Annotated in this window: 25 protein-coding genes; 2 read left to right on the top strand and 23 right to left on the bottom strand. The window is 35.8% G+C overall.

The window, feature by feature from the left end:
- Positions 1–49: 49 nt before the first annotated feature.
- The 12 genes from U8526_RS09055 to U8526_RS09110 all read right to left on the bottom strand — a co-directional run bounded on the left by U8526_RS09055 (position 50) and on the right by U8526_RS09110 (position 11,749).
- The gene (locus U8526_RS09055; RefSeq protein WP_334341643.1) at positions 50–1,468 is read right to left on the bottom strand and encodes an NAD-dependent succinate-semialdehyde dehydrogenase; all 1,419 of its coding nucleotides are present in this window, start codon (positions 1,466–1,468) and stop codon (positions 50–52) included.
- A 196-nt stretch (positions 1,469–1,664) separates the two neighbouring features.
- Positions 1,665–3,578, bottom strand: coding sequence for a BglG family transcription antiterminator (locus U8526_RS09060; RefSeq protein ID WP_334341644.1), 1,914 nt, complete (start codon positions 3,576–3,578; stop codon positions 1,665–1,667).
- Between the two features lie 30 nt (positions 3,579–3,608).
- Positions 3,609–5,063: a glycoside hydrolase family 1 protein gene (locus tag U8526_RS09065; RefSeq protein WP_334341645.1), complete on the bottom strand. Its 1,455-nt coding sequence runs from the start codon at positions 5,061–5,063 to the stop codon at positions 3,609–3,611.
- A gap of 11 nt (positions 5,064–5,074) precedes the next feature.
- Positions 5,075–5,413 (bottom strand): PTS lactose/cellobiose transporter subunit IIA, encoded by a 339-nt coding sequence (locus tag U8526_RS09070; protein WP_056951081.1) that lies wholly within the window; start codon positions 5,411–5,413, stop codon positions 5,075–5,077.
- 26 nt (positions 5,414–5,439) lie between these two features.
- A complete protein-coding gene (locus U8526_RS09075; protein WP_334341646.1) occupies positions 5,440–6,675 on the bottom strand; it encodes a PTS sugar transporter subunit IIC in 1,236 nt (411 codons plus the stop codon).
- 33 nt (positions 6,676–6,708) lie between these two features.
- Positions 6,709–7,017: a PTS lactose transporter subunit IIB gene (locus U8526_RS09080; protein WP_054643007.1), complete on the bottom strand. Its 309-nt coding sequence runs from the start codon at positions 7,015–7,017 to the stop codon at positions 6,709–6,711.
- A gap of 182 nt (positions 7,018–7,199) precedes the next feature.
- On the bottom strand, positions 7,200–8,285 hold the full coding sequence (locus tag U8526_RS09085; protein WP_334341647.1) for a DUF871 domain-containing protein: 1,086 nt from the start codon (positions 8,283–8,285) through the stop codon (positions 7,200–7,202).
- Between the two features lie 3 nt (positions 8,286–8,288).
- Positions 8,289–9,176: a MurR/RpiR family transcriptional regulator gene (locus U8526_RS09090; protein ID WP_334341648.1), complete on the bottom strand. Its 888-nt coding sequence runs from the start codon at positions 9,174–9,176 to the stop codon at positions 8,289–8,291.
- A 321-nt stretch (positions 9,177–9,497) separates the two neighbouring features.
- Positions 9,498–9,761: an acylphosphatase gene (locus U8526_RS09095; protein ID WP_334341649.1), complete on the bottom strand. Its 264-nt coding sequence runs from the start codon at positions 9,759–9,761 to the stop codon at positions 9,498–9,500.
- Positions 9,762–9,774: 13 nt separating this feature from the next.
- Complete coding sequence (locus U8526_RS09100) at positions 9,775–10,086, bottom strand: PTS sugar transporter subunit IIB (RefSeq protein WP_334341650.1); 312 nt, start codon at positions 10,084–10,086, stop codon at positions 9,775–9,777.
- A 21-nt stretch (positions 10,087–10,107) separates the two neighbouring features.
- A complete protein-coding gene (locus tag U8526_RS09105; RefSeq protein WP_334341651.1) occupies positions 10,108–11,424 on the bottom strand; it encodes a PTS sugar transporter subunit IIC in 1,317 nt (438 codons plus the stop codon).
- Positions 11,417–11,749, bottom strand: coding sequence for a PTS lactose/cellobiose transporter subunit IIA (locus tag U8526_RS09110; protein ID WP_334341652.1), 333 nt, complete (start codon positions 11,747–11,749; stop codon positions 11,417–11,419). The genes U8526_RS09105 and U8526_RS09110 overlap by 8 nt, the downstream gene beginning before the upstream one ends.
- 186 nt (positions 11,750–11,935) lie before the next feature.
- Here U8526_RS09110 and U8526_RS09115 point away from each other — a divergent pair, with 186 nt between their 5' ends.
- Positions 11,936–12,637, top strand: a complete 702-nt coding sequence (locus U8526_RS09115) for an MgtC/SapB family protein (protein ID WP_334341653.1) — start codon at positions 11,936–11,938, stop codon at positions 12,635–12,637.
- A gap of 43 nt (positions 12,638–12,680) precedes the next feature.
- Here the strand turns inward: U8526_RS09115 and U8526_RS09120 are convergent, their stop codons facing one another.
- The 9 genes from U8526_RS09120 to sufC all read right to left on the bottom strand — a co-directional run bounded on the left by U8526_RS09120 (position 12,681) and on the right by sufC (position 21,739).
- Positions 12,681–13,577, bottom strand: coding sequence for a serine hydrolase (locus U8526_RS09120; protein WP_334341654.1), 897 nt, complete (start codon positions 13,575–13,577; stop codon positions 12,681–12,683).
- A gap of 188 nt (positions 13,578–13,765) precedes the next feature.
- Entirely contained in the window at positions 13,766–14,392 is a 627-nt protein-coding gene (locus tag U8526_RS09125) for a DUF47 domain-containing protein (RefSeq protein WP_334341655.1), read from the bottom strand.
- Positions 14,393–14,404: 12 nt separating this feature from the next.
- The gene (locus U8526_RS09130; protein WP_334341802.1) at positions 14,405–15,382 is read right to left on the bottom strand and encodes an inorganic phosphate transporter; all 978 of its coding nucleotides are present in this window, start codon (positions 15,380–15,382) and stop codon (positions 14,405–14,407) included.
- Between the two features lie 1,026 nt (positions 15,383–16,408).
- The gene (locus tag U8526_RS09135) at positions 16,409–16,717 is read right to left on the bottom strand and encodes a metal-sulfur cluster assembly factor (protein ID WP_334341656.1); all 309 of its coding nucleotides are present in this window, start codon (positions 16,715–16,717) and stop codon (positions 16,409–16,411) included.
- An 11-nt stretch (positions 16,718–16,728) separates the two neighbouring features.
- Complete coding sequence (sufB, locus tag U8526_RS09140) at positions 16,729–18,120, bottom strand: Fe-S cluster assembly protein SufB (protein ID WP_442886227.1); 1,392 nt, start codon at positions 18,118–18,120, stop codon at positions 16,729–16,731.
- A complete protein-coding gene (gene sufU / locus U8526_RS09145; protein ID WP_334341658.1) occupies positions 18,113–18,559 on the bottom strand; it encodes a Fe-S cluster assembly sulfur transfer protein SufU in 447 nt (148 codons plus the stop codon). Before sufU ends, sufB begins: the two co-directional genes overlap by 8 nt.
- A complete protein-coding gene (locus U8526_RS09150; RefSeq protein WP_334341659.1) occupies positions 18,556–19,785 on the bottom strand; it encodes an aminotransferase class V-fold PLP-dependent enzyme in 1,230 nt (409 codons plus the stop codon). Before U8526_RS09150 ends, sufU begins: the two co-directional genes overlap by 4 nt.
- Complete coding sequence (sufD, locus tag U8526_RS09155) at positions 19,757–20,938, bottom strand: Fe-S cluster assembly protein SufD (protein ID WP_334341660.1); 1,182 nt, start codon at positions 20,936–20,938, stop codon at positions 19,757–19,759. Before sufD ends, U8526_RS09150 begins: the two co-directional genes overlap by 29 nt.
- 9 nt (positions 20,939–20,947) lie before the next feature.
- Positions 20,948–21,739, bottom strand: coding sequence for a Fe-S cluster assembly ATPase SufC (sufC, locus tag U8526_RS09160; protein ID WP_334341661.1), 792 nt, complete (start codon positions 21,737–21,739; stop codon positions 20,948–20,950).
- Between the two features lie 392 nt (positions 21,740–22,131).
- On the opposite strand from sufC, the gene U8526_RS09165 reads away from it, so the two are divergent.
- The gene (locus tag U8526_RS09165) at positions 22,132–22,968 is read left to right on the top strand and encodes a MerR family transcriptional regulator (RefSeq protein ID WP_334341662.1); all 837 of its coding nucleotides are present in this window, start codon (positions 22,132–22,134) and stop codon (positions 22,966–22,968) included.
- Between the two features lie 156 nt (positions 22,969–23,124).
- Here the strand turns inward: U8526_RS09165 and eutM are convergent, their stop codons facing one another.
- Both eutM and U8526_RS09175 read right to left on the bottom strand, forming a co-directional pair.
- Positions 23,125–23,415 carry an ethanolamine utilization microcompartment protein EutM gene (gene eutM / locus U8526_RS09170; protein WP_025085283.1) on the bottom strand — a complete coding sequence of 97 codons (291 nt, stop codon included), beginning with the start codon at positions 23,413–23,415 and terminating at the stop codon, positions 23,125–23,127.
- Between the two features lie 23 nt (positions 23,416–23,438).
- Positions 23,439–24,122 (bottom strand): phosphate propanoyltransferase, encoded by a 684-nt coding sequence (locus U8526_RS09175; RefSeq protein ID WP_334341663.1) that lies wholly within the window; start codon positions 24,120–24,122, stop codon positions 23,439–23,441.

The raw sequence follows: 24,122 nt of genomic DNA on the forward strand, positions 1-24,122 counted from the left end.
ATTTTTGACAAAAAAATACCTGATCTCTCGATCAGGCATTAATTACTAACTATTTCTTGAACACTGCTAGTCCACCAGCTGGATTATTCCAATCTGGTTCTTGGGCAGTCACGACTAATTTTTCATTTGTGAAGGCTGTTAATCCTAATTGACTCATTTCACGACCATAGCCTGAGCCTTTAACACCACCAAATGGTAATTCAGGTAGAGAAACTAGGAATGAATTGACGAAAACCATTCCTGTTTCAATCTTCTCGGCAACAGCTTTTCCATGTTGTGGATCGGCTGAAACGACAATTCCACCTAATCCTAATTCGGAATCATTAGCTAAATCAATGGCTTCTTGATCAGAACTTACCTTGAAGACTTGGGCAACTGGTCCAAACATTTCATCATAGAACTCTGGATTGTCCTTATCTATATCGGTTAGGATAGTTGGTTGAAGAAATTGACCTGGTAAGTCGATTGGTTGATTACCATAGTAAACTTTGGCACCACCGGCAACTGCTTTATCAATTTGACCTTGAAGTTTTTCTTTGGCACGTTTGGAGTTCATAGGAGCAATGGTAGTCTTAGGATCCATTGGATCCCCTGGAACCAACTTCTCAAAATTTTCTTTGAGTTTCTTCAAGAATTCGCCGTACAAATTATCAGCGACGATAAATCTCTTATCTGAAGTACATACTTGTCCAGCATTGTAGATACGAACTCTCCAGGCAAGATCAACAGCCTTATCAACATCAGCATCTGACAAGACGATAAAGGCATCAGAGCCACCTAATTCCATCGAATTCTTCTTAAGATTCTTACCAGCGGTTTCAGCAACTGATTGGCCGCCACGTTTTGAGCCAGTCAAAGCAACGCCTTGAACTCGAGGGTCAGCGATGATTTCACTAACTTGGTCATAGCTGGCAAAAAGATTCGTCAAACTCCCTTCAGGAGCTCCGGCTTCCAAAACAATTTTTTCAAAGGCAGCTGCGGAACCTGGGGTATTTGAGGCGTGCTTCAAGATCATCGGATTACCGACCATAAAGTTAGGTGCGAAGACACGCATGATTTGATAGTATGGGAAATTCCATGGTTCAACCATCATCAAAACACCAGTGGCTTGGTGCAAAATTTCGGCATCACCGGTATTACGACTGCTAATTGGTGTTGGCTTCAATAAATCGGCACCATTGTCAGCATAGTAATCAGCAATGATTGCACAGAGTTCGACTTCACCTTTTGATTCAGCGTAGAGTTTACCCATATCAATTGTAGCAATTTTGGCTAACTCATCTTCGTTCTCACGTAACAAGTCAGCGATTGTATGTAATGTGACAGCTCTACTGCTAACAGGTTCATCACGCCATTTCTTGTAGAGAGCATAGCCCGTACTCAAAGCGGATTGGATTTCTTCTTCAGTAGCATCAGGATAGGATTTTACTAATTCATTTGTATAAGGATTGACGGTTTTATAAGCCATAATCAATGCCTCCTAGGTTTATTTAATATCTCGCAATATCATTGTAAGCCCTATCATTTATAAAAGAAATACCCACCTTTTTGTTACTTATGAACTTTTTGTAAGAATTGTATCGTACCAATGGTATTGCGATGAAAGTTTAGAATAAAAAAATACACTTAATGGCATTCTCAACCATTAAGCGTATCTGTCATAACTATAGTAGTTCAGTTAACTGTTTAATAAATTCATCGTATGTCTTTGCTTTAACCAATAAGGCAATGTTTTTAGGATCTACCGCTATTTGTGACAAATCATCAAAAATATTCCGATATGCCTGCTTATTGCTTTCATTTATCGCTAACAGAAACATCAAATTAACATGATTATTATCTTTATCCCACCTTATTCCTTTAGGATCAATTACAACATATCCCTGAGTCTTTAAAGCAACCATTTGTAAGGAATGGGGTATAGCGACGCTGCCAAAGGCAGTGCTAGACATTCTTTCTCTGGCTTCCAATCTGTTCTTGAAATCGGCTGTCACAATACCTTTTTGTTCTAGTTCTCCACAAATCACTTTAAATAATTCATCTCGGCTTGTTTCATCATTTATTATTTTAAAGTTTTCTTTTGGAAAAAATTTTTCCAAATTATTTGTAAAATTTATCTTTTCTTGCTTATGTTTTAAAGAAACTATTAGCTGATTGACCTCTTTATAATCAACCTGTGTTAAGAATTGTGAAATATTAGCATGCCTTATACCAGACAATGAATATTCTGAATTAACCTGAATTACAAAATCTACCTTTCTTGGATAATCAACCTCATTTATCATATCTGGACTGTTAATTACCCTGCCTATTACTATATCCTGACTAAAGAGCCGTTCAAGTCTACTCATAAATTCATCGTTATCACTTTGATAGTCCGGCATTAATACCACCACGTACAATTTATGCAAATCATTGATATACTCAGAAACCGCATTACCAATATGCATTGCTATATAAGCAATCTCATCATCTTCTAAAGTAATATTTTCAATTTCTTCCATACGATTAGAAATAAGCACTGCACATTCATATATTATCGGTGATGACTTTCTTATTTTTTCGGTCATTGGATTACGTTCCACATAGCCATGCGATGAACGTTCCAACAATCTCTGAATATGAATTGCAAATTGCTCCCTAAAGTTCAATACTCTCAAATCAATATTAAGCATTGAATTAACATATTTAATAAGATTATCCACTAAAACTATCGTACTGTGCTTAACATTATCCTCTAAGTCTCTATGTTTTCTGGTTATAGAAAACTGAATGATCAATATTAAACTCTGTCTCTCAGATTTAGAAAAATGAATATCCTCTGTATTTTCTACAAAATCAATCAATTTATTCCCAAAGTTTTGTTCTTGGATGATTTCTTTGTCATCATTATTATTAATAGTAATGTTTTCATTATTATCCTCTTCTGAATTTTGGGGCTGATAACCATTCTTAATTCGATGAGTAGCAATTGCAATATGTAACAAAATATTATTAAAATCGAATGTATTTAAATAAATATTTTCTAACATTGTTAACTTCTTTATAGCTTCTGAAATTTTCACTACATTTATATCTGAGAAACTATCTTGAATCGTATCATTACCAATAAATGTCTGTTTTGATTCTCTGTATAAAATATCACTGATCAATTTTCGCTTATCCATTTCACTACCTAACAACGACCAATTGTCAGCATTCTGCTTTAAATCTAAATCAAAAGGCTTTACATAAAGCTGTATCTCTTTTAATAACTTCAATATTGTTGACTCACTCAAGTAAAATTGATCTGCTAAATCATATAAATTTAACTGGTTCTGTTGAGTAAATTCATTAATTAAAACCCTTTTTATACTTTCATAATCTGAATTTCTTTTAGTAGTACTATTTACCTTTTTTTGGTTAGCTTTATAACCTTCATTACTTACAAAAATAGCTGCAGTATCGATTAAATCCTTTGCGTAGCGTTTAATACTACGTTGAGATACACCAATTACCACAGCCAATTCACTAGAAGTATGCCATCCAGGGTTATTTTGTAAATAGTCCCATAGTTCTTTCTTATGGTCTTTACGCAAATAACTCATCTCCGTATACGTCTTTTTTATTTATATTTTTTTACCATTAGATGAAATAACATCCTTATACCAATAGTAGCTATCTTTTAATAATCGTTTACCACTACCGTTACCTTCATCATCTTTATCTACATAGATGAATCCATATCTCTTAGACATTTGTTGCGACGAACAACTTACAATATCAATTGGCCCCCAAGCACAATATGCAATTACTTTGGCTCCATCATGAATTGCTCTACCAACTTGTTCAATATGTGAACTTATATATTCTGAACGATAAGGATCATGAATTTTTCCATCTTCAATCTTGTCATACATACCAATACCGTTCTCAGCTATAATAATAGGTTTTTGATATCTGTCCCAATATTGACTTAACGTATTATACAAACCTTGAGGATCAACCGCCCACCCCCATGGGCTTTCCTTCAGATAAGGATTTTTACTAGTATCTGATGGACGATATTCATTCTTAGTTGAGTCTACAACTTTGGAATAATAGTACGAAATAGCTAAGAAATCCATATGATTATTGGCTAACAAATCCATATCATCATCCTCAATGTCCAATTTGTCCCCACGTTCAGCAAAGTAGTTCTTAGCATATTCAGGATAGTAGCCACGGAATTGAACATCAGTGAAGAAGTACTGTAACCGATTTTGACGCATTGTTAAAATTACATCGTCTGGCTTGCAACTAGCAGGATAAGCCGTACCATCGGCAACCATCGTTCCAATATGAATATCTGGATTATTTAATGATTTAGCATATTGTTTAATCCATGCAGCTGCGACCATTTGATTATGAACAGCTTGATAAAGTGCCTCTTCTTCGTTTTCATACTGATCTGAACAAACACCGACTGATAAGAACGGTTCAATTTGAACCATATTAATTTGATTGACAACAATCCAGTATTTAACCTTTTTACCAAACCAGTCCAATAAGGTCTTACCAAATTTTTCGAACATAGGAATTACTTTTCTGTTAGGCCAACCACCATATTCAATAGTTATATTAATTGGAGTTTCATAGTGATTCATTGTAATGATTGGTTCTATTCCATAACTCAACATACAATCAATCATTTTGTCGTAGTGCTCTAAAGCTGACCTATTAGGCTCTTCGTCATCTCCATTAGGAAAAATTCTTGACCAATCCAATGACGTTCTAAATGTTTTGAATCCCATATCGGCTAACAGTTTAATATCATCTGGATAAGTATGGTAAAAATCAATTCCAAAACGTTTTGGAAAATAATCAACCGTATCTTTAACATTTTTTTTCACTTGTGCCAGGGTCATACCTTCTGTTTCAAGTTCTTGGATTTTATCATTAGATAATCCTTTCAAATATGGTTGAACATCTGATGAATTTAATCCTTTACCATCTTCTTTATAGGCACCATCAGCCTGACTAGCAGCTTGAGCACCACCCCATAGGAAATTATCTGGAAAATATGGATATTTGTTGTCTCTCATAATTTATCTCCTCATTTAGACTTTTGATCGCGTTTTTCAAATACAGTAATTAGATGTTTTGCCAAATTATATTCACTCATAATAGTCATTAAAGTATCCTGAGCATGTGTGAACAGAACCGAATACTGAACCTTATCTCCTTCGGCTTCTTCCTGCAGTTTCTTAGTTTGTAGACGATGTGCCACAACTAACTTAGCATCCGCTTTTTTTATATTCTCTTTTGCTTCTTCATAATTAAAATCACCAACATCATCTAACGCTTCAGCAATAAATGCACGGGCATCACCAGCGTTAATAATAATATCCATTGTGTCTTTGACCGATTTATTATCAAATTCTTCTTCTGACATATGTCTCTTCTCCTAAACCCTTTAAATTAATTTTGTGCCTCTTCTTTAACTACTTGTCCATCGTAAACTTTGAAGAATGGGAACCAGATGACCCAAGCCACTACAAAGATAACTGCCATTAAAATAATTGCTCCAACAGAAGGACTAACAATCCATGTTGAAATTGGGAATGGGATGTACCACATTTGCATAAGAGCCTTTGGAATAGCGGCCAACCCCATCTTTAAACCTAACCATGTAATAATTGGAATTACAATACCGTTAATCCATAGCGGAATCATCAAATATGGATTCCAAACAACAGTACCAAAAACAAGTGGTTCATTAATATTAAATAATGACGGAACAATACATGCCTTTCCTAAAGCCTTTAAACGTTGAGACTTTGCCATTAATAACATCATTAGTGCCAATGGCATTGTGCATCCAACACCACCAATCCATGCCCAACCACTATAAATAACTTCACTAGTAAAGACATGTGTTGCGGGATTTCCAGCTGCAACTGCAGCAACATTAGCAGCAATACCACCGAGCATTAGCGGTTGTGTTATTGGCGATAGAACCCAGCCTGAAATACCCATTGAATAAATAAAACAATCTAGGAAAAGAATAAATGTAAATCCGTAAATCGTATCGGCACCTGTTGCCAATGGAGCAAATATTGATTGAATTGCGTTATACATATTGAAATGAGCCACATCAACCAATAGCCAACCAATAATAATGATTATTCCAATTGGCAACATTGAATCAAACCAGGATGTAACAAAATCAGGAATTACTGTATCTTCACTAAAGAATGAAAATGTTCCAAATCCTTCCATAATCAAACTGACAAAGATAGCGACAATAATGGCAACGAACATGCCACCGGCACCAAATTCACTAAAACTAAATGAAGCAGTAGCCCCGGAATTAGTGAATTTAGGATTAATCAGCATTAAGAATAAAGCGACTGATGTTAATCCTGCAATAATTCTTTGTTTCTTTAATTTTTTAAACTCCATATAATTAAATGGAACTAAAAATGCTACAAATATAGACAATAATCCAAAAGTAAAATTACTTACTGGTGAGAAATCGGGCCACCATTTCCAAAAATTACCTGGGATATTTAATAAACTGACTACTGAACCGACTAAAATGAAAGGCAATACTTCAAGTACGGAATTCTTTAATGTTACGATCCATTGATTATTCCCAACAACTTGAGCTTTTGGTGCAAATTTATTATTGAGAAAATCCATAAATTTATTCATCTTGGCACACTCCCCAATTTTCTTTTTCCGCTACTAATCTCCTAATTCTTCTTTCAGGTGCGCAATAGCACCTTTACCATCAAGAATTGAATAATAGTCAGAGTGCATTAAAACCACCGTTACGTTTTCTGGAACACGTGCCTTGATAGCATCAAATTCTGCCTTTAAATGTGGTCCAACCATTAAAGCATCAATATCATCCATATAATCGCCTAGTTCTGATTCACTACGAGCCTTAATTTTATAATCAAGTCCCTCCTTTTTAGCAGCTTTTCTCATGTTAGCTGCCATAAAACCTGATGATGCTCCTGAACCACAAATCAATAGAATACTTTTACTCATAATACTTACCTCCGTAATATTTTTTAATTTATATGCTTTGTTATTCGTTTCTCTTTACGGTTATATAGTAAGTTATTCTTGAATACGGTTACATTTAGTTTTGTCACCTCCCCAGTGACAAAACATTTTAGACGCAAAAAAACAGTTAGACTCTATTATCTAACTGTTTTTTAATAATATTATTAATCAGATTGTTCGAAATTAAAATGACTCCACGGTTTCAGATAATCCAACAAATAAACTTCTTCTGGAACAATATGTCCTACAACATTAATGAATCCATTATTTGGCATATCTGTTAGTGCTATCTGTGTCTCTCCTTTGTATTGTCCGTACTTATTATTATCAATAAGTATATCTCCCTTATGGATATCAACAGTATCATGCTCTTCAAACGACTGTTCACGATACTTCACACGTGTCATAGTTGATCTAATCAGATAATCTGAAACATCACCACGATAATAGTGCAAATTATTGAATAATACTTCTTTTTCCAATTCAGTCGTTGAATTTGATAATTGAACGTTAAAGACTGGATACAGTGAGGAGAATAAAGCACCAATTTTTTTCAGTTCATTTTCTGATGCAAATGCATTTCCAATCAAAACATCGTCTACTTGATTAGTTAATAAATAATATTTGAATTGGTCTTCTAACGGAATATCACGATGAATTTCAAGTGTTGGTAACCCTTCATTCATCAGTGAGGCACCTTGGTGTCCACTTTGAGAAGTAATAAAAGCTGCTGTATTGACGCCCTTTGCTCTATAAATCTCATTACATTTTTCAAAATGTGATAATTTCAAACCAGTGAAACGATGTGGATAAAAATTATGTGAGCCCATTAAGTTTTCCACTTTTGGGTTGTACTGTAAAATTTGGTTGATTCTTCCCGGTGTAGAACTCATACCTATTTCAATTTTTAGATTGTAAGGATTATAAGTCATTTGAGCTTCTTCTTTACCTGTAAATCCTTGATCTAATCGTAGTCCCCATGCACCTAAATCTTTAAAGAAAGATAGATCATCATAGGAAACATTCAATTGTTTAAAAAGCCTTGGATTTATATCTACTTCTACTTCCATTCCAAGTTTTTTAGCAAATAGATTTATTTCCTTAAAATCATTAATCGTACTATTATCTTTTAGCTCTAATAATGAAGTAAAAACTCGTTTGAATCCATATTTATGAGCCATACTTAAATATTTCTCATTTTCATCTAAAGTGGCTCTATTGGGATAAATGGAAATACCAATTTTTTTCAATCCCTATTTTCCCCCTTTGATATTAATTCCCTTCTTATAATCCGATAATGACCCATGGATATTTTTAAGAAACTCTGTATAGTCATCCTCAAATTTATTCACATAACGATAGAAAAGAACATTTATTATTAATGTTTGTGCCGACAATGCTGTGCTTTCCGCAATTCTGTACTCACTTTCAAAAGAAAGCGCCGTTTGTAACTGATAATCACTCATCTTGCAAAGAGTATTATTGGAAGGTTCCGTTAATGAAATCAAAGTTAGTCCACGTTCTTTAGCAAATTTAGCCACATAGAGTAGTTCTGATGATTCACCAGAATTAGATATCAAAAATAAAACTGTATTTTTTTTTGCCGTAGATAAGGTCGTCAATAATGTATTTATATCAGCCGTATAGTTTATTCTTACACCTATACTGTTCCATTTTTGCATCATATTCATACAGGCAATAGATGAGAGTCCTACGCCGTATGCAAAAATCTCATTTGCTTTATGAAGTACTTTACAAACATCATCTACTAACACACTAGAAAGTCGATCAATTGTTTCTTGATAAGCTGCTACCGTATTGTCTACCAATTTTTTAGCAATACCTTTTACTCCATCATCTTTTTCAAGGTCTTTGAATTTAACATCATCGATTTTCTTTTTACTGATTTTGCTATCAGCTATTACCATTGCCAGTTGTACTCTAAATTCAGAAAAACTAGATTGATTCAAAGTCTTATAAAATCTGATTACTGTAGTTGTGCTGACATTTGCCCTTTGAGCCAGATTTTCTATTGTCATTCTTTGAACCTCTTCTGGAGAATCCAGTACTATTTGTGCCACCCTCCATTCAGAAGCAGAAAATAATGATTTTGATTGTGCAATCAATCGTAGAATATTCATACAACCTTCACGTCCTTATCGTTTTACATTTCCATGTTGTTCCATTATTTCTAACTTATGCTTAAATACACGATTAAGACGTAAGTAAAGGATTAATAATGATATTGCCAACAAGAATGTCATTATATATTTTAGCAAAACTTGTTGAACTAATATTATTCCAAAACCATTTACTAGTACAGCCAAGGCAAATATTAGATAAAATAACCAGTCATTTTTAATATTCTTCGTAATTAAACGATCTGCTTGTAAACCTACTACAAATATGGCACCAAAGAAGATTATCATTATCCAGAATCTTAACATTGTTCTCAGTCCTAACTATTTAATTGCAAATGTTTTTTCTTTAGATACTTCATCAATATCTTTACTTTCTACCTTCGTTACTTTGAAAAATGGACTTCCTTTTGATACTTTCTTCAAGTATTTATCCAAAGTACTCTCTGGTCCTTGTACTTCGATTATAATTTTTTCCTTATCTTTCTTAGATAATCCTGTCAAATTAAGTGTCATTGCATTCTGTTGAGCAAAATATTTTGCACCACCAAATGAAGTATCTCCATATAAGTAAATTTCTTTTCTCATTATATTCACCTGATTATTTCAGTGCGTCATGCACTTCCTTTAATAATTTCTTGCCACCCAATGGTGAATAAGCCATTGGTTCAATTTGAACTGCTGGAATATTATGTGCATCTGCATATTGTTTCATAATTGGATATCTATGCTTGATTTGCGGAGCTACTAATAATACTTGATATTGATTTGTATCTAGTGCTTTTTCTACAAGCTGTGTGCTAACCGCATTAGCATCCAATTCCACACTTTCTTTTTTAGCCTCATCAACTAAAGCTTTTTCGGCTATCGCACTGGACATTCCTTGTGAACAAACGAATAGTACTTTGATCATCTTAAAAACTTCCTCTCCAAACTAAATTTCTGCAGTTACTCCTTCAGCTTCTTCTTGTTCTTCTTTTTCATCTTGCTTTTCTTGAGCAACCATTTGCTTGTCGTAAACCTTAACAAATGGGTAATAAAGACCCATATAAATGGCAAAGTTAATAATTACGATAATAATTGCACGCCAGTCACCATTTGTCATTAAGTAAACTTTGAACGGTGATGGAATGGTAAACGGAACTATTACTGAGGCATTATTTACTAAGTGCAAACTACATGCAATGTATGCCAATGTACCTGTAATAAATGGTCCAACAATAAATGGAATAGCTAAGATTGGATTTAGAACTGTAGGTGCACCAAACATAATAGGTTCATTAATATTGAATAATCCAGGTACTAAAGATAAACGACCAATTTGTTTTAAATAACTGGATTTTGCACACATCATAAACAAAAGACAAAGTGCTAAGGTACCGCCGGCACCACCAATCCAGATAAATGAATAGAATCCTTCAACACCAATATTAGGTGCCACTTTACCTGCAGCAACAGCATCCATGTTTTGTTGCAATAGTACAAGCCAAAACGGACGTAAAATAGACCCAATAACTGAAACTCCGTGAACACCAGCTGACCAAAGTAAAGCAATCAATAATGTTGGAATGATAACACCTAAGTAAGAATTCATACCTAAGTTCAAGATAGGCTTAAAGAAGTCCATAATAAGCTTATTCATATCAATACCTAGTAGAGCTACAATAACCCACATGATTGTTATTGAAATTGCTGCTGGAATAATTGCAGCAAATGAACGAGAAACGGATTCTGGCACTTGTTCTGGCATCTTAATAGTAATGTTCTTAATCTTACAAAACCGCATTATTTCGACACCCATAATTGCTGATAAAATAGCGATAAACATACCTGATCCACCAGTATATGTCATAGGTAATACAAATCCTAAAACTGTTTTAGGTGCTTCTGTTAATGAAGCTTGTACTGGTAAGTTAGACATTAAAAATGTTCCTAATGCTACAAAACCACCGGATAGTGCATCTAACTTGTAGGATTCGGCTAGATAATAACCAACACCAAATGCAACAAAGACCGCCATAAGACCAACACTGATACGGTATGGCAACATTACCATTTGAACATGTGGAGCGATGAATTTTGTCCATGCTGCAATAGGAAACTGAGCAATCATACAGAATAAACTTCCCAACATGATTAAAGGCATTGTAGAAACAATACCATCACGTATTGCTCTTAAATAACGTACTTCAGACAACTTAGCCATAGGCGGCATTAATTTATCTTCTACCCAACTCAATATATTATTCATGCTTATTCTCACTCCTTAGTTTTTGATACATATTGATAATAATTTCTGATAAATTACGTACTTCTATTGCTGACATCAAATGATCCTGTGCATGAACATCAATTAAATTTATTTTTTTACTATCATCTCCGTTTACTAAATCTTGAATATCGCCAACTTGAATATCATGAGTTTTACCAAGTATTTCATCAGATTGTTTTAAATCTTCTTTGGCACCATCATAATCCCCGTCGGCTGCTTTATTGATTGCATCGTAGGCAAGAGATTTTGCTGTCCCCGCTAAAGAAATCAAATTAAATTGCTTCTCTAAATCAGCATTATCCATAAACTCCTCCACAAAAACTTTTTATAAAAGCGCTTTCACTAATTAACAATATCACGAAGTAAAAAAAATACAAGTATCATTTAAAATTTATGTATAAAAAGTACAAAAATGGTTGTACTAGTCCTTTTTTGAGATTACTATGATAAATGTAAAAGCGTTTATCTTTATCCAATGGAGTTACTTTCAATGACAACACTTAATACAGCCGAAATAGTATTGCGGCTTGTTTCAGCAACCTTTTTTGCTGGATTGATTGGATATGACAGAGAGCAAAAAAATCATCCTGCTGGCATAAGAACTCACATTCTAGTGTGTGTAGGAGCGTGTTTAATCGCATTAATCCAACAAGAAATTAGTTTACAAGTTATTAATACAGCACAAGTTTTACCAAAAATTAATGGAGTTATCAGAGCCGATCCAGCTAGACTAATTGCACAAGTTGTTAGTGGAATTGGATTTTTAGGTGCAGGAACAATTGTTATTACTAGGCACTCTGTTACTGGTCTTACCACTGCTGCTTCCTTATGGGCTACAGCAGGTATTGGATTAGCCATTGGTATGGGCTATTATCAGATTGCTCTTATTTCTGTGGTCATCGTATTACTTGTTCTTGTTATCTTAAAACGTGTACTAAAAGTACATACTTACAAAAAAATAGAAATAAAGTATAAACAAAGAAATGAAACCAATTCTATGCTACAAAGTTACTTTGACACAAATCATATAAGAATCGCCAACTGCAGTTTACGTACGGATACTCTAGAAACCAATCCAATTTATACCAACATATATACCGTAGATTTACCGAGAAGTTTAACTTATCCCAAGGTTATGTATCAATTGTCTAAGAATGACAATATCTTACAAATTCGGCTTATAACTGTTTAATAAAAATTCCATAATAAAAAAGCCGAGAAGATTCTCGGCTTTTTTAAGAATAATTTTCAATTTTAGTTCCTGCATCAGATCCATAAACAATCTTCTGCACATTCTTGGTGATTTCAGCAATTCTTGAGAATCCACTCAAACCACTTTGATTATGACCATTAGTCATGACAACTAGGATATATCTTTGACCATTTGGCAAAGTCACGATACCCGCATCGTTGTTAGTGTCATTCAAAAAACCAACCTTATCCTGTACGGTGGTTCCAGCATTGGCGGCGTTGGCACCAGTCGGAATTCCGGTTCGATAAATTTGTTGACCCATCAAATCCAAAATCTTAGTCTGATCGGATTTATTTTCAAACACACCGTTTCCCGTAGCTAAATCTTTCAATAACAGTTGCAAACTATAACTGGTTGTTTTAGCAGCTTGTCCCTCTTGGAAAACTGATGGATACCAACCTTGTTTCTTGATAAAGGAGCTGATCGTACTAGCACCATACTTTTCAAGTTGGGCCTCCGCAAAATCATTTTCACTGTTGACGATCATCTTACTAAAGGCATCTGTATTTTCAGCTGTCCAACTAAAATCACCATTTTGCTTCTGGTTCATAAGATAAGCTGTTAAATACAGTTTATAAGTACTAGCCGCTGTTTTAACTGCATGAGCGTTTGATTCAGTTTCCAAACTACCAGCTTGATAAAGTTTGGCATACTTGCTACTTGCAGCGGAACTGCCACTTTCTGCGCCTAAATTGTAAAAACTGACACTCACAGTCCCATCTTTGGTAACGGTATTCAGATAGTTGGTCAGATTAGTTTTAATGATTTTTTGCTTCTTTTTGATTGCCTGTGTAGTTCTAAAATTCTCAATAATCGTTGATGCACTTGAATTGTTAAAGAGATAACTCAAACCACCAATGATCACTATCGTCGCAATCAAAAGAATCCTCAAATATTTTTTAAACTTCCTTCTTTTGACTCGTATAAGATTACCTCATCTCATTAATTGTAAAAATTTAATAACATCCATTATAAAAGGTAATTGTGAATTTTCTTTATACGTTTTCATTACATCTGTTTTAATATTTGGTTAAAAAAAAGAACCCTGAAATAAATCCAGAATTCCTATCAACTATTTTTAATAACTAATCCGCCCATAACGTCAGCACAATCTTCGCAGGCATCGAGAACTTTCTCGAAACCACCGTAAATTTTTTGCCAACTAATAACGGTAATCGGGTCATTCTCTTCATCACAGAAAAGTGTTCGCAGATGTTGGGTATATAATTTATCGCCCAATGATTCAATTCTATTAGTATTATCAATATTTTGTACTAGTGTCTTAGAGTTTTTAAAATGAGAAAATTCGATCATTGACTGTTGAACTGACCGAATAGCTTCATTGATCAACTTCATAAATTTATCAGTATCCGGACGCATCTCCTGAATATTCAAATAGTGAAATTCATAGGTCAATCCGTTAATCCCATCAATAATATTATCCAGTTTATCAACTAACTGAACGATATCTTCACGATCAATCGGCGTGATAAAGGCAACGTACAGTTCACCCATGATCTCTTTCACGTCATCGTCGCCATCAGTTTCAATTTTATTAATCAATTTAATTTTTTCCTGATACTGGTCAGGATCATAATCATTGATAATTTCAGTCAAAATACTACTAGCTTTCAAGGCATCATCGGCCAGATCTTGCATTGCATCAAAAAAATCAAACTTCTTTTTTCGAATCATGTTGGTCCCCTCCTAGAAAATGACGATAAATAATTTAGACATCAAGTAGGCAATCAAGCCACAACCTGGAAAAGTTAATACCCACGCCAATACCATTTCTTTCACAATACTCCAGTCAACGGATGACAATCTTTTTGCGGCGCCGGCACCCATTATGGCGGTAGTTTTAGTATGCGTCGTTGAAACGGGAATCCCAAACAAGGAACACATAAATAATGTGATGGCCGCACCAAGATCAGCTGAGAAGCCTTGATATTTCTCCAACTTCGCCATATCCATCCCAACTGATTTGATAATCCGACGACCACCGATCGAAGTTCCCACTCCCATCGTCACCGAACACAGCAACATTACCCAAATAGGAATATCGAAGCCATTGCCGGTCTTATCGACCAAATTGTTGTAATAGAGTGTCAACATGAAGACACCCATAAATTTTTGACCATCCTGAGCCCCATGCAAAAAAGCCATCGCCATCGCACTTAAAGCCTGACCGACAGTAAATAATTTATTGGCAAAAATTCGATTCAGACCACGACAAAGATAGATGATCAATTTAGTAATCAGATAGCCGGCACCTAAACCAAAGACAGTCGATATAACCAGTCCAATCAAGACTTTCCACCATTCAGTAGCATTGACCGCATTCAAACCACCCAATGCCATAGCAGCTCCTGTTAGGCCAGCAATCAAGGCATGTGACTCACTAGTAGGAATCCCAAACCACCAGGCCAAAACTGACCAACTGACAATAGCGAATAACGAAGCCGCCAAAGCAATCTGACTAGTATTCCCCGCGCCATCGAAACTAACAATATTACTGATAGTTTCCGCAACTTGAGCGTTAAAGAAAGTCATTACTAAGGCACCTAAAAAATTCATTACAACCGCCATACCAATAGCAACATTCGGCCGCAAAACCCGTGTAGAAACAGCCGTGGCAATAGCGTTTGGAGCGTCAGTCCAACCATTAACAAAGATAACGCCCATGACAAGTATGATAGTTACGATTAAGGCAATATTCAAAATGTCACCCACTTTTAACTAAGATATTTTGATAAATTCTTCACTATATAATTTCATGATAGCGCATTCATTGTGGCTTGTCTTTAAAATTTTTTAGTTGTGGTCAAAAGATGGTGTGGAGGAAATATGCCGTCCTCCACAAAAATTGGGAATGCTGTTGGAACGCTATGGGCGCGATTCGGAGCTAATTATTTTACACTTCGTGCAAAATAATGGATCTTCGAAGTCGGCCTCATTGTAACCGGCACAGCCGGTAACAATGATCTCATAGCTGAACACATTCCCAATTTTTGCTCCGGACTAAAGAGTGTTTCTATTGTTTGTACGTTTTTAAATATTAGATAGTAAGACAGTAGTGAATTAAAGTTATTTCGTTAATATGTATTTTAACCAAACTTTTTGAAGAACCGGGAAACCCACCAAGTAATTTCACGGCTGAGACCAATCGGGCTTGTTGCTCCGGGTTAAATACTTGTTCAATTTAGATTTTTCCGCCCTAGATTTTTAAAATATATCTAAACCTAAATATGTAAACAGTATGTTCTCTTCTATTGAACGATACAGTCAATATACTTTTTTAGATTCATAAACAATTTCAAACAAAAAAAGCAGTATCTATTCTAGATTTGTTTACGTAATTTTATACATAAGCAAATTCCTAATAGATGCTGCTTTATTTTAATATTATGTTTCAAAATTCAATTAATAGAACCAAATTCCACCGCAGATTTAATTATTCCAAACAAAAGAACAACACCCAGTCGGTAGCGAAATCTCTGTGGACCCTAAGTGGTGAAATTCTGGTTAGCTTGCGAAGCAAGGTTACCAGAAGACCGAGCTTGGAGATCCATGATTTTGCACGAAGTGTAAAATTATTAGCTCCAAGTCGTGTCCACCACGTTCCAGAGGTCCACAGAGATTTCACTACCGACGGCATCCTAAGCAAATTCAGTTACTATCAATGGTTATATCTATATTTATATTTATATCCTAATTAAATATCCCAAGTGAAATACGAGCATAACGACTCATTCGTGAAATATCCCAAGTTGGATACCAAACCAACTCAACCTCACACTCATCAATCCCATCAACCGACTCAGCAGCTTCCACAATCGAATCATGCAACATATCACTCAAAGGACATCCCATAGTAGTCAAAGTCATTGTAACTGTAGCCTTTTTCCCATTTTCAACATTTACACCATAGATCAAACCTAAATTAACAATGTCGATCCCTAATTCCGGATCGATCACATCCTCCAAGGCCTCCATGATTAGATCCTTTTTTTCTGTCATAATCTTATCCTTTAACCAATTGAACCTTCCATCTCAAAACTGATCAAACGGTTTAATTCGACGGCGTATTCCATTGGGAGTTTTTTAGTAAATGGCTCCACAAATCCCATAACAATCATTTCTGTGGCCTTTTCTTCTGAAATTCCACGACTCATTAGGTAATAGAGTTGCTCTTCTGAAATCTTAGAAACTCGAGCTTCGTGTTCCATTGAAACGTTAGCGTTATCAATTTCATTATAAGGTATTGTATCAGATGATGACTGATCATCCATAATAATTGTGTCACATTCAACGTGGGCTTTTGATCCATCAGAGTGTTTACCAAAACGAACGGTTCCACGATAATCAACTGAACCACCGGTTTTGGCAATCGACTTAGAAACAATTGAACTGGAAGTATTCTTGGCGTTGTGAATCATTCTGGCACCTGAATCTTGATGAATACCATTACTTGCGACCGCAATTGATAGCATCGTTCCACGAGCATTCTCACCATTTAAGTAAACACTTGGATACTTCATTGTAACTTTCGAACCAAGGTTACCGTCGACCCACTCCATTGTGGCATTCTCTTCGGCAGCGGCACGTTTTGTTTCCAAACTATAAACATTATCTGACCAATTTTGAATCGTAGTGTAGCGGCAATAAGCGTCTCTTTGGACGTTAACCTCAACTACAGCCGCATGTAAACTGTCGGATGAATAATTTGGTGCTGTACAGCCTTCAACATAATCAACTTTGGCTCCCTCATCGACAATGATCAAAGTTCTTTCGAATTGACCAGAGTTTTCAGAGTTCAAACGGAAGTAAGATTGAATTGGAATATCCGTTCTAACACCCTTTGGTACGTAAATAAATGACCCACCAGACCAAACGGCACCGTTCAAAGCTGCAAATTTATTATCAGTTGGTTTAACTAACTTGCCAAACCACTTCTTGAATAATTCAGGATATTCTTTTAAAGCTGTATCAGTATCCGTAAAGATAATTCCTAATTTAGCAAATTCTTCACGCATGTTGTGATAAACCACTTCAGATTCGTACTGAGCAGATGAACCGCCTAAATATTTTCTTTCCGCTTCGGGGACACCTAAACGATCAAAGGTCTCCTTCATTTTATCGGGAACATCTTCCCAATCACGATACTTTCTATCCGTCATTTTTTGATAGTAAAGCATATTTTTCAAATCAAGTTTCGAAAGATCTGGGCCGTATGCTGGCATTGGCAACTTCTTGTAGGCCTCATAGGATTTCAGACGGTAATCCAACATCCACTGTGGCTCATTTTTTTCAGCTGAGATCTCTCTGACGGTTTCTTCGGTTAAGCCACGTCCTGTCGAATACTTTGGTTTGATGTCATCATGAAAACCGTATTCGTAATCTGAATCATTTAAATCAATCATCGTCTTCATCTCCTAACGACTTTCTCAATGCCCACCAACATAATGTGGCACATTTAATTCTAGCGGGAAACTGCATGATACTGGATAAAATTGCAGCATCGCCTAACTTATCTAAATCACTTTGAGAGTGTTTTTTACCCATGACCATATCTGAAAAAATATGTGCCATTTCCAAACTCTCGGTTGTTGTTTTATTTAATACCGCATCGGTCATCATACTGGCTGAAGACTGACTGATCGTACAACCTTCGCCTGTGAAACCAATATCGGTTATCTTATCATCGTCTATTTTTACTTCTAAATTGATCACATCGCCACAAGTCGGATTTTTCAAAGTAATCTTGTTAGTCGCAGCGGACAAACTTTGTTTATGATGTGGATGTTCAGAATGATCCAAGATAACTTCACGATACAAACTGTTCAAACCATTTAAACTCATACTTTGAAGAACTCCTTTGTGTCACAGATTGCTTGAATCAATTCGTCAGCATCCTGCTTATTATTGTAAATATAAAAACTAGCTCGAGCTGTGGCTACTAATCCTAAATATTTCATCAATGGTTGGGCACAATGATGGCCTGCTCGAATCGCTACGCCGTCCATATCTAAAGCTGTGGCAACATCATGTGGATGTAAACCTGTAAGATTAAAGGAAATTACGCCACTGTGAAGATCAACATCGTGTGGACCATAAACAGTTATGCCATCAATTTCAAGCAATTTTGGTAAAACATACGAAACTAGCTCTTTTTCATAGCTTTCAACGTTTGCCATACCAATCTCACTCAAGTAATCAATTGCTTTTCCCAAACCAACGGCACCGGAAACATTTTGGGTACCTGCTTCAAACTTCCATGGAATATCAGTCCAAGTACTCTGATACTTTTCCACAAAATCAATCATTTCGCCACCATATTGATAAGGCGACATGGCTTTTAACAAATCAGCCTTCCCGTATAAAACACCGATTCCCATGGGTCCCATCATCTTGTGTCCAGAAAAAGCATAGAAATCAACATTCAAATCTTGCACATCGACTGGCATATGCGGAACAGCTTGAGCACCATCAGCTACCATAATAGCGTTATGTGCGTGAGCAATTTTAGCCAGTTGTTTAATATCGTTAGTAACACCAAGAACGTTGCTAGCATGGGCGATAGACACAATCTTTGTTTTATCAGTAATTTGCTTTTTAGCGTCGTTCATATCTAATTGACCGTCAGCTGTTAATCCAATATATTTCAACACAGCTTTTTTACGATTAGCTAATTGTTGCCAAGGAATCAAATTGCTGTGATGTTCCATAATTGAAATAACAATTTCATCGCCAGCTTCGATATTGTCCTCACCGTAAGTGCTAGCAATCAAGTTCAAACTATCTGTCGCACCCTTAGTGAAAATGATCTCACGACTTTCTTTGGCATTAATGAACTTTTGAACCTTTTGACGAGCAGCTTCGAATTCTTCCGTAGCCCTCTCGCCCAAAGTGTGAACCCCACGACGAGTATTAGCATTATCATTCTTATAATAACGGACTACTTCATCGATAACTTGATTAGGCTTTTGACTTGTTGCCGCGTTATCTAAATAAACCAATGGTTCATCATTTACTTTTTGATTGAGAATTGGAAAATCCTCACGAATTTGTAACAACTGTTTGTCCATCGGCTAGTTTCCTCTCAATCGTTTGAATTAGTTCTTCACGGATAGCTTTGGAAGGAATCGAGACTAATACGTCACCTAAGAATCCTCGAATAACCATTCGTTGAGCTGTTTGGCGGTCAATTCCACGACTCATTAAATAGTACAGTTGTTTCTGATCAACCTGACCAACACTTGCCGCATGTCCGGCTAAAACATCATTTTCATCAATCAACAAGATTGGATTAGCATCACCATGAGCCTCACTCGACATCATCATGACACGGTTTTGTTGTTCAGCATTGGCACCGGAAGCACCTTTGATAATGTGGCCAATTCCGTTAAAGATCAGACGGGAACGATCCATAATAACCCCACGTTGATTGATGTTACCGATCGAATGCTTTCCATAGTTAGTTACTCTTGTATTGACGCCTTCTTGTTGGTCGCCTGAAGTAATATCAACGACTTTAATTTCTGAATGGGCGCCTTCGCCAAACAAATCAGTATCAAAATCAGCCACAGTATTACCGGAATTCATCAAACCAATCGACCAATCAACATAAGCATTTTGGTCGACATAAGCTCGACGGCTTAAATAAGAAGTAACATTTTCACCCAATTCGTCGACGGCGGCATATTTCACTTCGCTGTTAGGCATTGCCATTACTTCAACCACGCAGTTAGCAACACTTTCAACGTCACCATCAGTTGTTGTCTTTTGAATGAAAGAAAACTTCGAATTTTCACCGGCGACAATCAAAATATGCGAAACAAATGGTTGATTGGAATCTTGTTTCAATTCGATCTCGATTGGTTTTTGGACCACAGTATTTTCAGGAACATATAGGAAAATACCTTGATTCATGAAAGCTGTATGATAAGCTGTCAATTTGTTTTCGTCATATTTTATAACTTTGTTCATAAAATACTTTTTGATCATTTCTGGATACGCTGTCATCGCATCGAAGATATCCATTAAAACATAATCGTCGTAAGTTGTTGGCACATCGGTCTTAATAATCGTCTCAGTTGCTGGAGTCAATTGCCAACTACGAAAATTAAAGCGTTGCATTTGTGGCAAGGGCAACTTATCAATTAAATCGAAAGCTGTTTGCCTTTTTTGAGTGAACCACGTTGGTTCATCTGTTGTCATCGCAAATTTTTCTAGTGTCATAATATCCCCTTAGTCGTCAATCAGATTCACATCAAGTCCTAATTCATCACGCAAGCCTGCATAACCCTCATCTTCCAGTTTTTGAGCTAGTTGAGCGTCACCAGTCTTGACGATTCTTCCGTCCATCATAATATGAACAACATCCGGTTTAATATAATTCAATAATCTTTGATAATGAGTAATGATCAAAGCGCCAAAGTTATCGCCACGCATGGAGTTGACACCTTTGGAAACAACTTTAAGTGCATCAATATCAAGTCCTGAATCGATTTCATCTAATAGAGCAAAACTAGGTTTGATCATCAACAATTGTAAAATTTCATTACGTTTCTTTTCGCCACCAGAGAAGCCTTCATTCAAATAACGTTCAGTCATGGCTTCACTCATATCTAATAATTCCAGATTTTTATCGAGTTCTTTAATGAAATCCATAACAGAAATCTTGTCATTTTCAGGTCGTCTAGCATTAATTGCGGCACGTAAGAATTCAGCGTTTGTGACACCTTGAATTTCAGCTGGATATTGCATTGCTAAAAATAAGCCTTTACGAGCACGTTCATCAACTGGCATATCCAAGATACTCTGACCATCTAACAGAATATCGCCGTGAGTCACATGATAATTTTTTTGGCCCATGATGGTTTGAGACAAAGTTGATTTACCCGTTCCATTAGGTCCCATGATGGCATGGATCTCACCAGTCTTCATCGTTAAGTTAACACCCTTGAGAATTTCCTTACTTGTTTTATTCTCTTCATCTTGAACTTCAACATGAAGTTCTTTTATTAACAATTCCGCCATTTTTATTCTCCCATTCCGATAGTAATCAGTTCATAAACTTTGAAAATGATTCCTCTGCGTCGTTAGTTCGTGATTTAATGCACTTTTGAGTGATTTAAAGACATTATTTATAAACATTGGCAATCACTTTTTGCTTTGCATACTCACCGAAATCGACTCTATACCATCTTTTATTTATCATTTTACAGCAACGCTAAACAAAGAAGAACAAGGAATCGAGACTAATATCATATTTTTTATATGCCAAAAATTAAGATCATTTTTCAAAATTAAATTAGTCACTATTCATTACATATTCGGTCTAAAAATAATTTATCTTGAAACGATGCAAGCGCTTGCACCATTACTGTTATATAATACACTTATGAACGGTAATTATCATGGAGGCTAATATGGTTAATTCAAAAAATTTGCATACCATAGGCGAAACAGCAAAAATATGCAAAGTTTCCCGTAAGACTTTAATTTTCTACGAAGAACTAGGAATTCTCAAACCGGATTATATTTGTCCATCTAACGGTTATCGATATTATAGTGATTCTACTATTCAGTTAATGCCAATCCTAAAATACTATAAACAGATGGGATTTAAGTTGCAGGATATGAATGGCGTTGGCGATAATGGCAGTTGTTTATTTCATGAAAGAAACTTTTTAAATCAAATTTCATTCTTAGAAGATGAGGAAAAAAGAATTCAAAACTCTCGCCAGGCACTGATGGATTGGTTGGAGTTGATTCACGAAGGCATGAATGTGACCAATAACAAATTTGAATCGATCAATATTAAGTACATTCAGCCAGCTCAGTATTTCTTTTTAAATCAGGATTTCGATTATGACTACAAAGAATCGGTCATCAATGTCCCCTGGATCAGATACTTGGAAGAAAATAATGCCGAAATAACCGGTCCGGTGATTTTAGCCTTTGATGATTGTCAGAAGAAATCCATGGAATTGGCTAACCGTGTCACTATCATGCAAAAACCTGTTAGAAATAATGACAGTAACCTACCGTTAGAAAATATTGGTGGTAAAACGTTTATTTCTTCTTATTATATTGGTGACCACGCTCAAATGTATAAGAAATACGCCGATATGGAATCTTGGGCCAAAGAAAATGGCTATAGCTGCGGACCTAATGTCTATGAAAGATTCGTAGTTGATTATTGGACCACTACTGACGTCAACATGTTTGTCACTGAAATACTGATTCCCATTGTTAAAAACTAATTTATAACGCAATATATAAACAAAAACCAGTAACTCTAATCCGAGTTGCTGGTTTTTTTATTTAAGAGTTGAATGTGCTAGTTCAGCTCTAATTATTATATGGAGTGTGAATATGGAGTTGTAACTTGATAAAAAATTGACTATCTATACTATTTCTTATTCAGCTGTAGTTGTTGTCTTTGGTAGAATGTTTTCTACTTCTGCGTGTGGACGAGGAATTACGTGAACTGATAGCAATTCACCAATTCTTTGTGCTGCTGCGGCACCAGCATCTGTAGCAGCTTTAACGGCACCAACATCGCCTCTAACCATAACTGTGACAATTCCGCCACCTACAAATTCTTTACCTACTAAAGTAACATTAGCTGCCTTTACCATAGCATCGGCTGCTTCAATTGAACCTACTAGTCCTTTTGTTTCGATCATTCCTAATGCATCAGATTTCATTATAATTTCCTCCAAATTTTCGTTTATTTAATACGAATCCTAGTTTTAGAATTCATCCCTAGAGCATTGGCTTCTTCAGTATCAATGTGACACTCTAAGCCAGACTTATCGTTAGCTCTGATGGCCACATTGTTAAGTTCTCCACCACGGTCGCCTTCGATAACGATAGTAACGATATCGCCATTCTTAACGCCAAATCTGTCGGCATCACTTGGCAACATATGGATGTGACGTTGCGCTACAATAACGCCTTCTTCTAGTTCAACTGATCCCTTAGGACCAACAACGGTAACTTGTCCTGAATTAAGTAAGTCACCTGAAATTCTAAGTGGAGCTTTGATACCTAATTTAAAGGTATCGCCTCTTAGAACTTCAACTTGAGTCCTGCTTCTTACTGGTCCAAGAATTCTCACTTTACTGATTGAACCTTTAGGACCACAGATGATAACTGTTTCCTTGCTAGCGTATTGACTAGGTTGTGATAGATCCTTTAAAGGAGTCAATTGATAACCTTTGCCAAATAATTTGTCCAAATCTGTTTGGGATAAATGAATATGACGGTTAGATACCCCAACTGGAATTGTCTTTTCATCTGTTGTTGTATTTGCTGTAGCTTTTTTAGCAACTTCTGCAATTACGTCTTCGGAGACGTTTGGTCCAGATAATTTCTCGACCAATTTACCTAATATTTCTTCATAGTCTTCCAT

Source organism: Companilactobacillus sp. HBUAS56275 (genome assembly GCF_036913655.1).
In the GTDB taxonomy this organism is placed as follows: domain Bacteria; phylum Bacillota; class Bacilli; order Lactobacillales; family Lactobacillaceae; genus Companilactobacillus; species Companilactobacillus pullicola.

What these genes read in the sequence shown, in the direction of transcription:
- U8526_RS09055 (WP_334341643.1), bottom strand. Translation starts at nt 1,468, where the DNA reads ATGGCTTATAAAACCGTCAATCCTTATACAAATGAATTAGTAAAATCC.
- U8526_RS09065 (WP_334341645.1), bottom strand. Translation starts at nt 5,063, where the DNA reads ATGAGAGACAACAAATATCCATATTTTCCAGATAATTTCCTATGGGGT.
- U8526_RS09070 (WP_056951081.1), bottom strand. Translation starts at nt 5,413, where the DNA reads ATGTCAGAAGAAGAATTTGATAATAAATCGGTCAAAGACACAATGGAT.
- U8526_RS09075 (WP_334341646.1), bottom strand. Translation starts at nt 6,675, where the DNA reads ATGAATAAATTTATGGATTTTCTCAATAATAAATTTGCACCAAAAGCT.
- U8526_RS09080 (WP_054643007.1), bottom strand. Translation starts at nt 7,017, where the DNA reads ATGAGTAAAAGTATTCTATTGATTTGTGGTTCAGGAGCATCATCAGGT.
- U8526_RS09090 (WP_334341648.1), bottom strand. Translation starts at nt 9,176, where the DNA reads ATGAATATTCTACGATTGATTGCACAATCAAAATCATTATTTTCTGCT.
- U8526_RS09095 (WP_334341649.1), bottom strand. Translation starts at nt 9,761, where the DNA reads ATGAGAAAAGAAATTTACTTATATGGAGATACTTCATTTGGTGGTGCA.
- U8526_RS09100 (WP_334341650.1), bottom strand. Translation starts at nt 10,086, where the DNA reads ATGATCAAAGTACTATTCGTTTGTTCACAAGGAATGTCCAGTGCGATA.
- U8526_RS09105 (WP_334341651.1), bottom strand. Translation starts at nt 11,424, where the DNA reads ATGAATAATATATTGAGTTGGGTAGAAGATAAATTAATGCCGCCTATG.
- U8526_RS09110 (WP_334341652.1), bottom strand. Translation starts at nt 11,749, where the DNA reads ATGGATAATGCTGATTTAGAGAAGCAATTTAATTTGATTTCTTTAGCG.
- U8526_RS09115 (WP_334341653.1), top strand. Translation starts at nt 11,936, where the DNA reads ATGACAACACTTAATACAGCCGAAATAGTATTGCGGCTTGTTTCAGCA.
- U8526_RS09125 (WP_334341655.1), bottom strand. Translation starts at nt 14,392, where the DNA reads ATGATTCGAAAAAAGAAGTTTGATTTTTTTGATGCAATGCAAGATCTG.
- U8526_RS09130 (WP_334341802.1), bottom strand. Translation starts at nt 15,382, where the DNA reads ATGGGCGTTATCTTTGTTAATGGTTGGACTGACGCTCCAAACGCTATT.
- U8526_RS09135 (WP_334341656.1), bottom strand. Translation starts at nt 16,717, where the DNA reads ATGACAGAAAAAAAGGATCTAATCATGGAGGCCTTGGAGGATGTGATC.
- sufB (WP_442886227.1), bottom strand. Translation starts at nt 18,120, where the DNA reads ATGATTGATTTAAATGATTCAGATTACGAATACGGTTTTCATGATGAC.
- sufU (WP_334341658.1), bottom strand. Translation starts at nt 18,559, where the DNA reads ATGAGTTTAAATGGTTTGAACAGTTTGTATCGTGAAGTTATCTTGGAT.
- U8526_RS09150 (WP_334341659.1), bottom strand. Translation starts at nt 19,785, where the DNA reads ATGGACAAACAGTTGTTACAAATTCGTGAGGATTTTCCAATTCTCAAT.
- sufD (WP_334341660.1), bottom strand. Translation starts at nt 20,938, where the DNA reads ATGACACTAGAAAAATTTGCGATGACAACAGATGAACCAACGTGGTTC.
- sufC (WP_334341661.1), bottom strand. Translation starts at nt 21,739, where the DNA reads ATGGCGGAATTGTTAATAAAAGAACTTCATGTTGAAGTTCAAGATGAA.
- U8526_RS09165 (WP_334341662.1), top strand. Translation starts at nt 22,132, where the DNA reads ATGGTTAATTCAAAAAATTTGCATACCATAGGCGAAACAGCAAAAATA.
- eutM (WP_025085283.1), bottom strand. Translation starts at nt 23,415, where the DNA reads ATGAAATCTGATGCATTAGGAATGATCGAAACAAAAGGACTAGTAGGT.
- U8526_RS09175 (WP_334341663.1), bottom strand. Translation starts at nt 24,122, where the DNA reads ATGGAAGACTATGAAGAAATATTAGGTAAATTGGTCGAGAAATTATCT.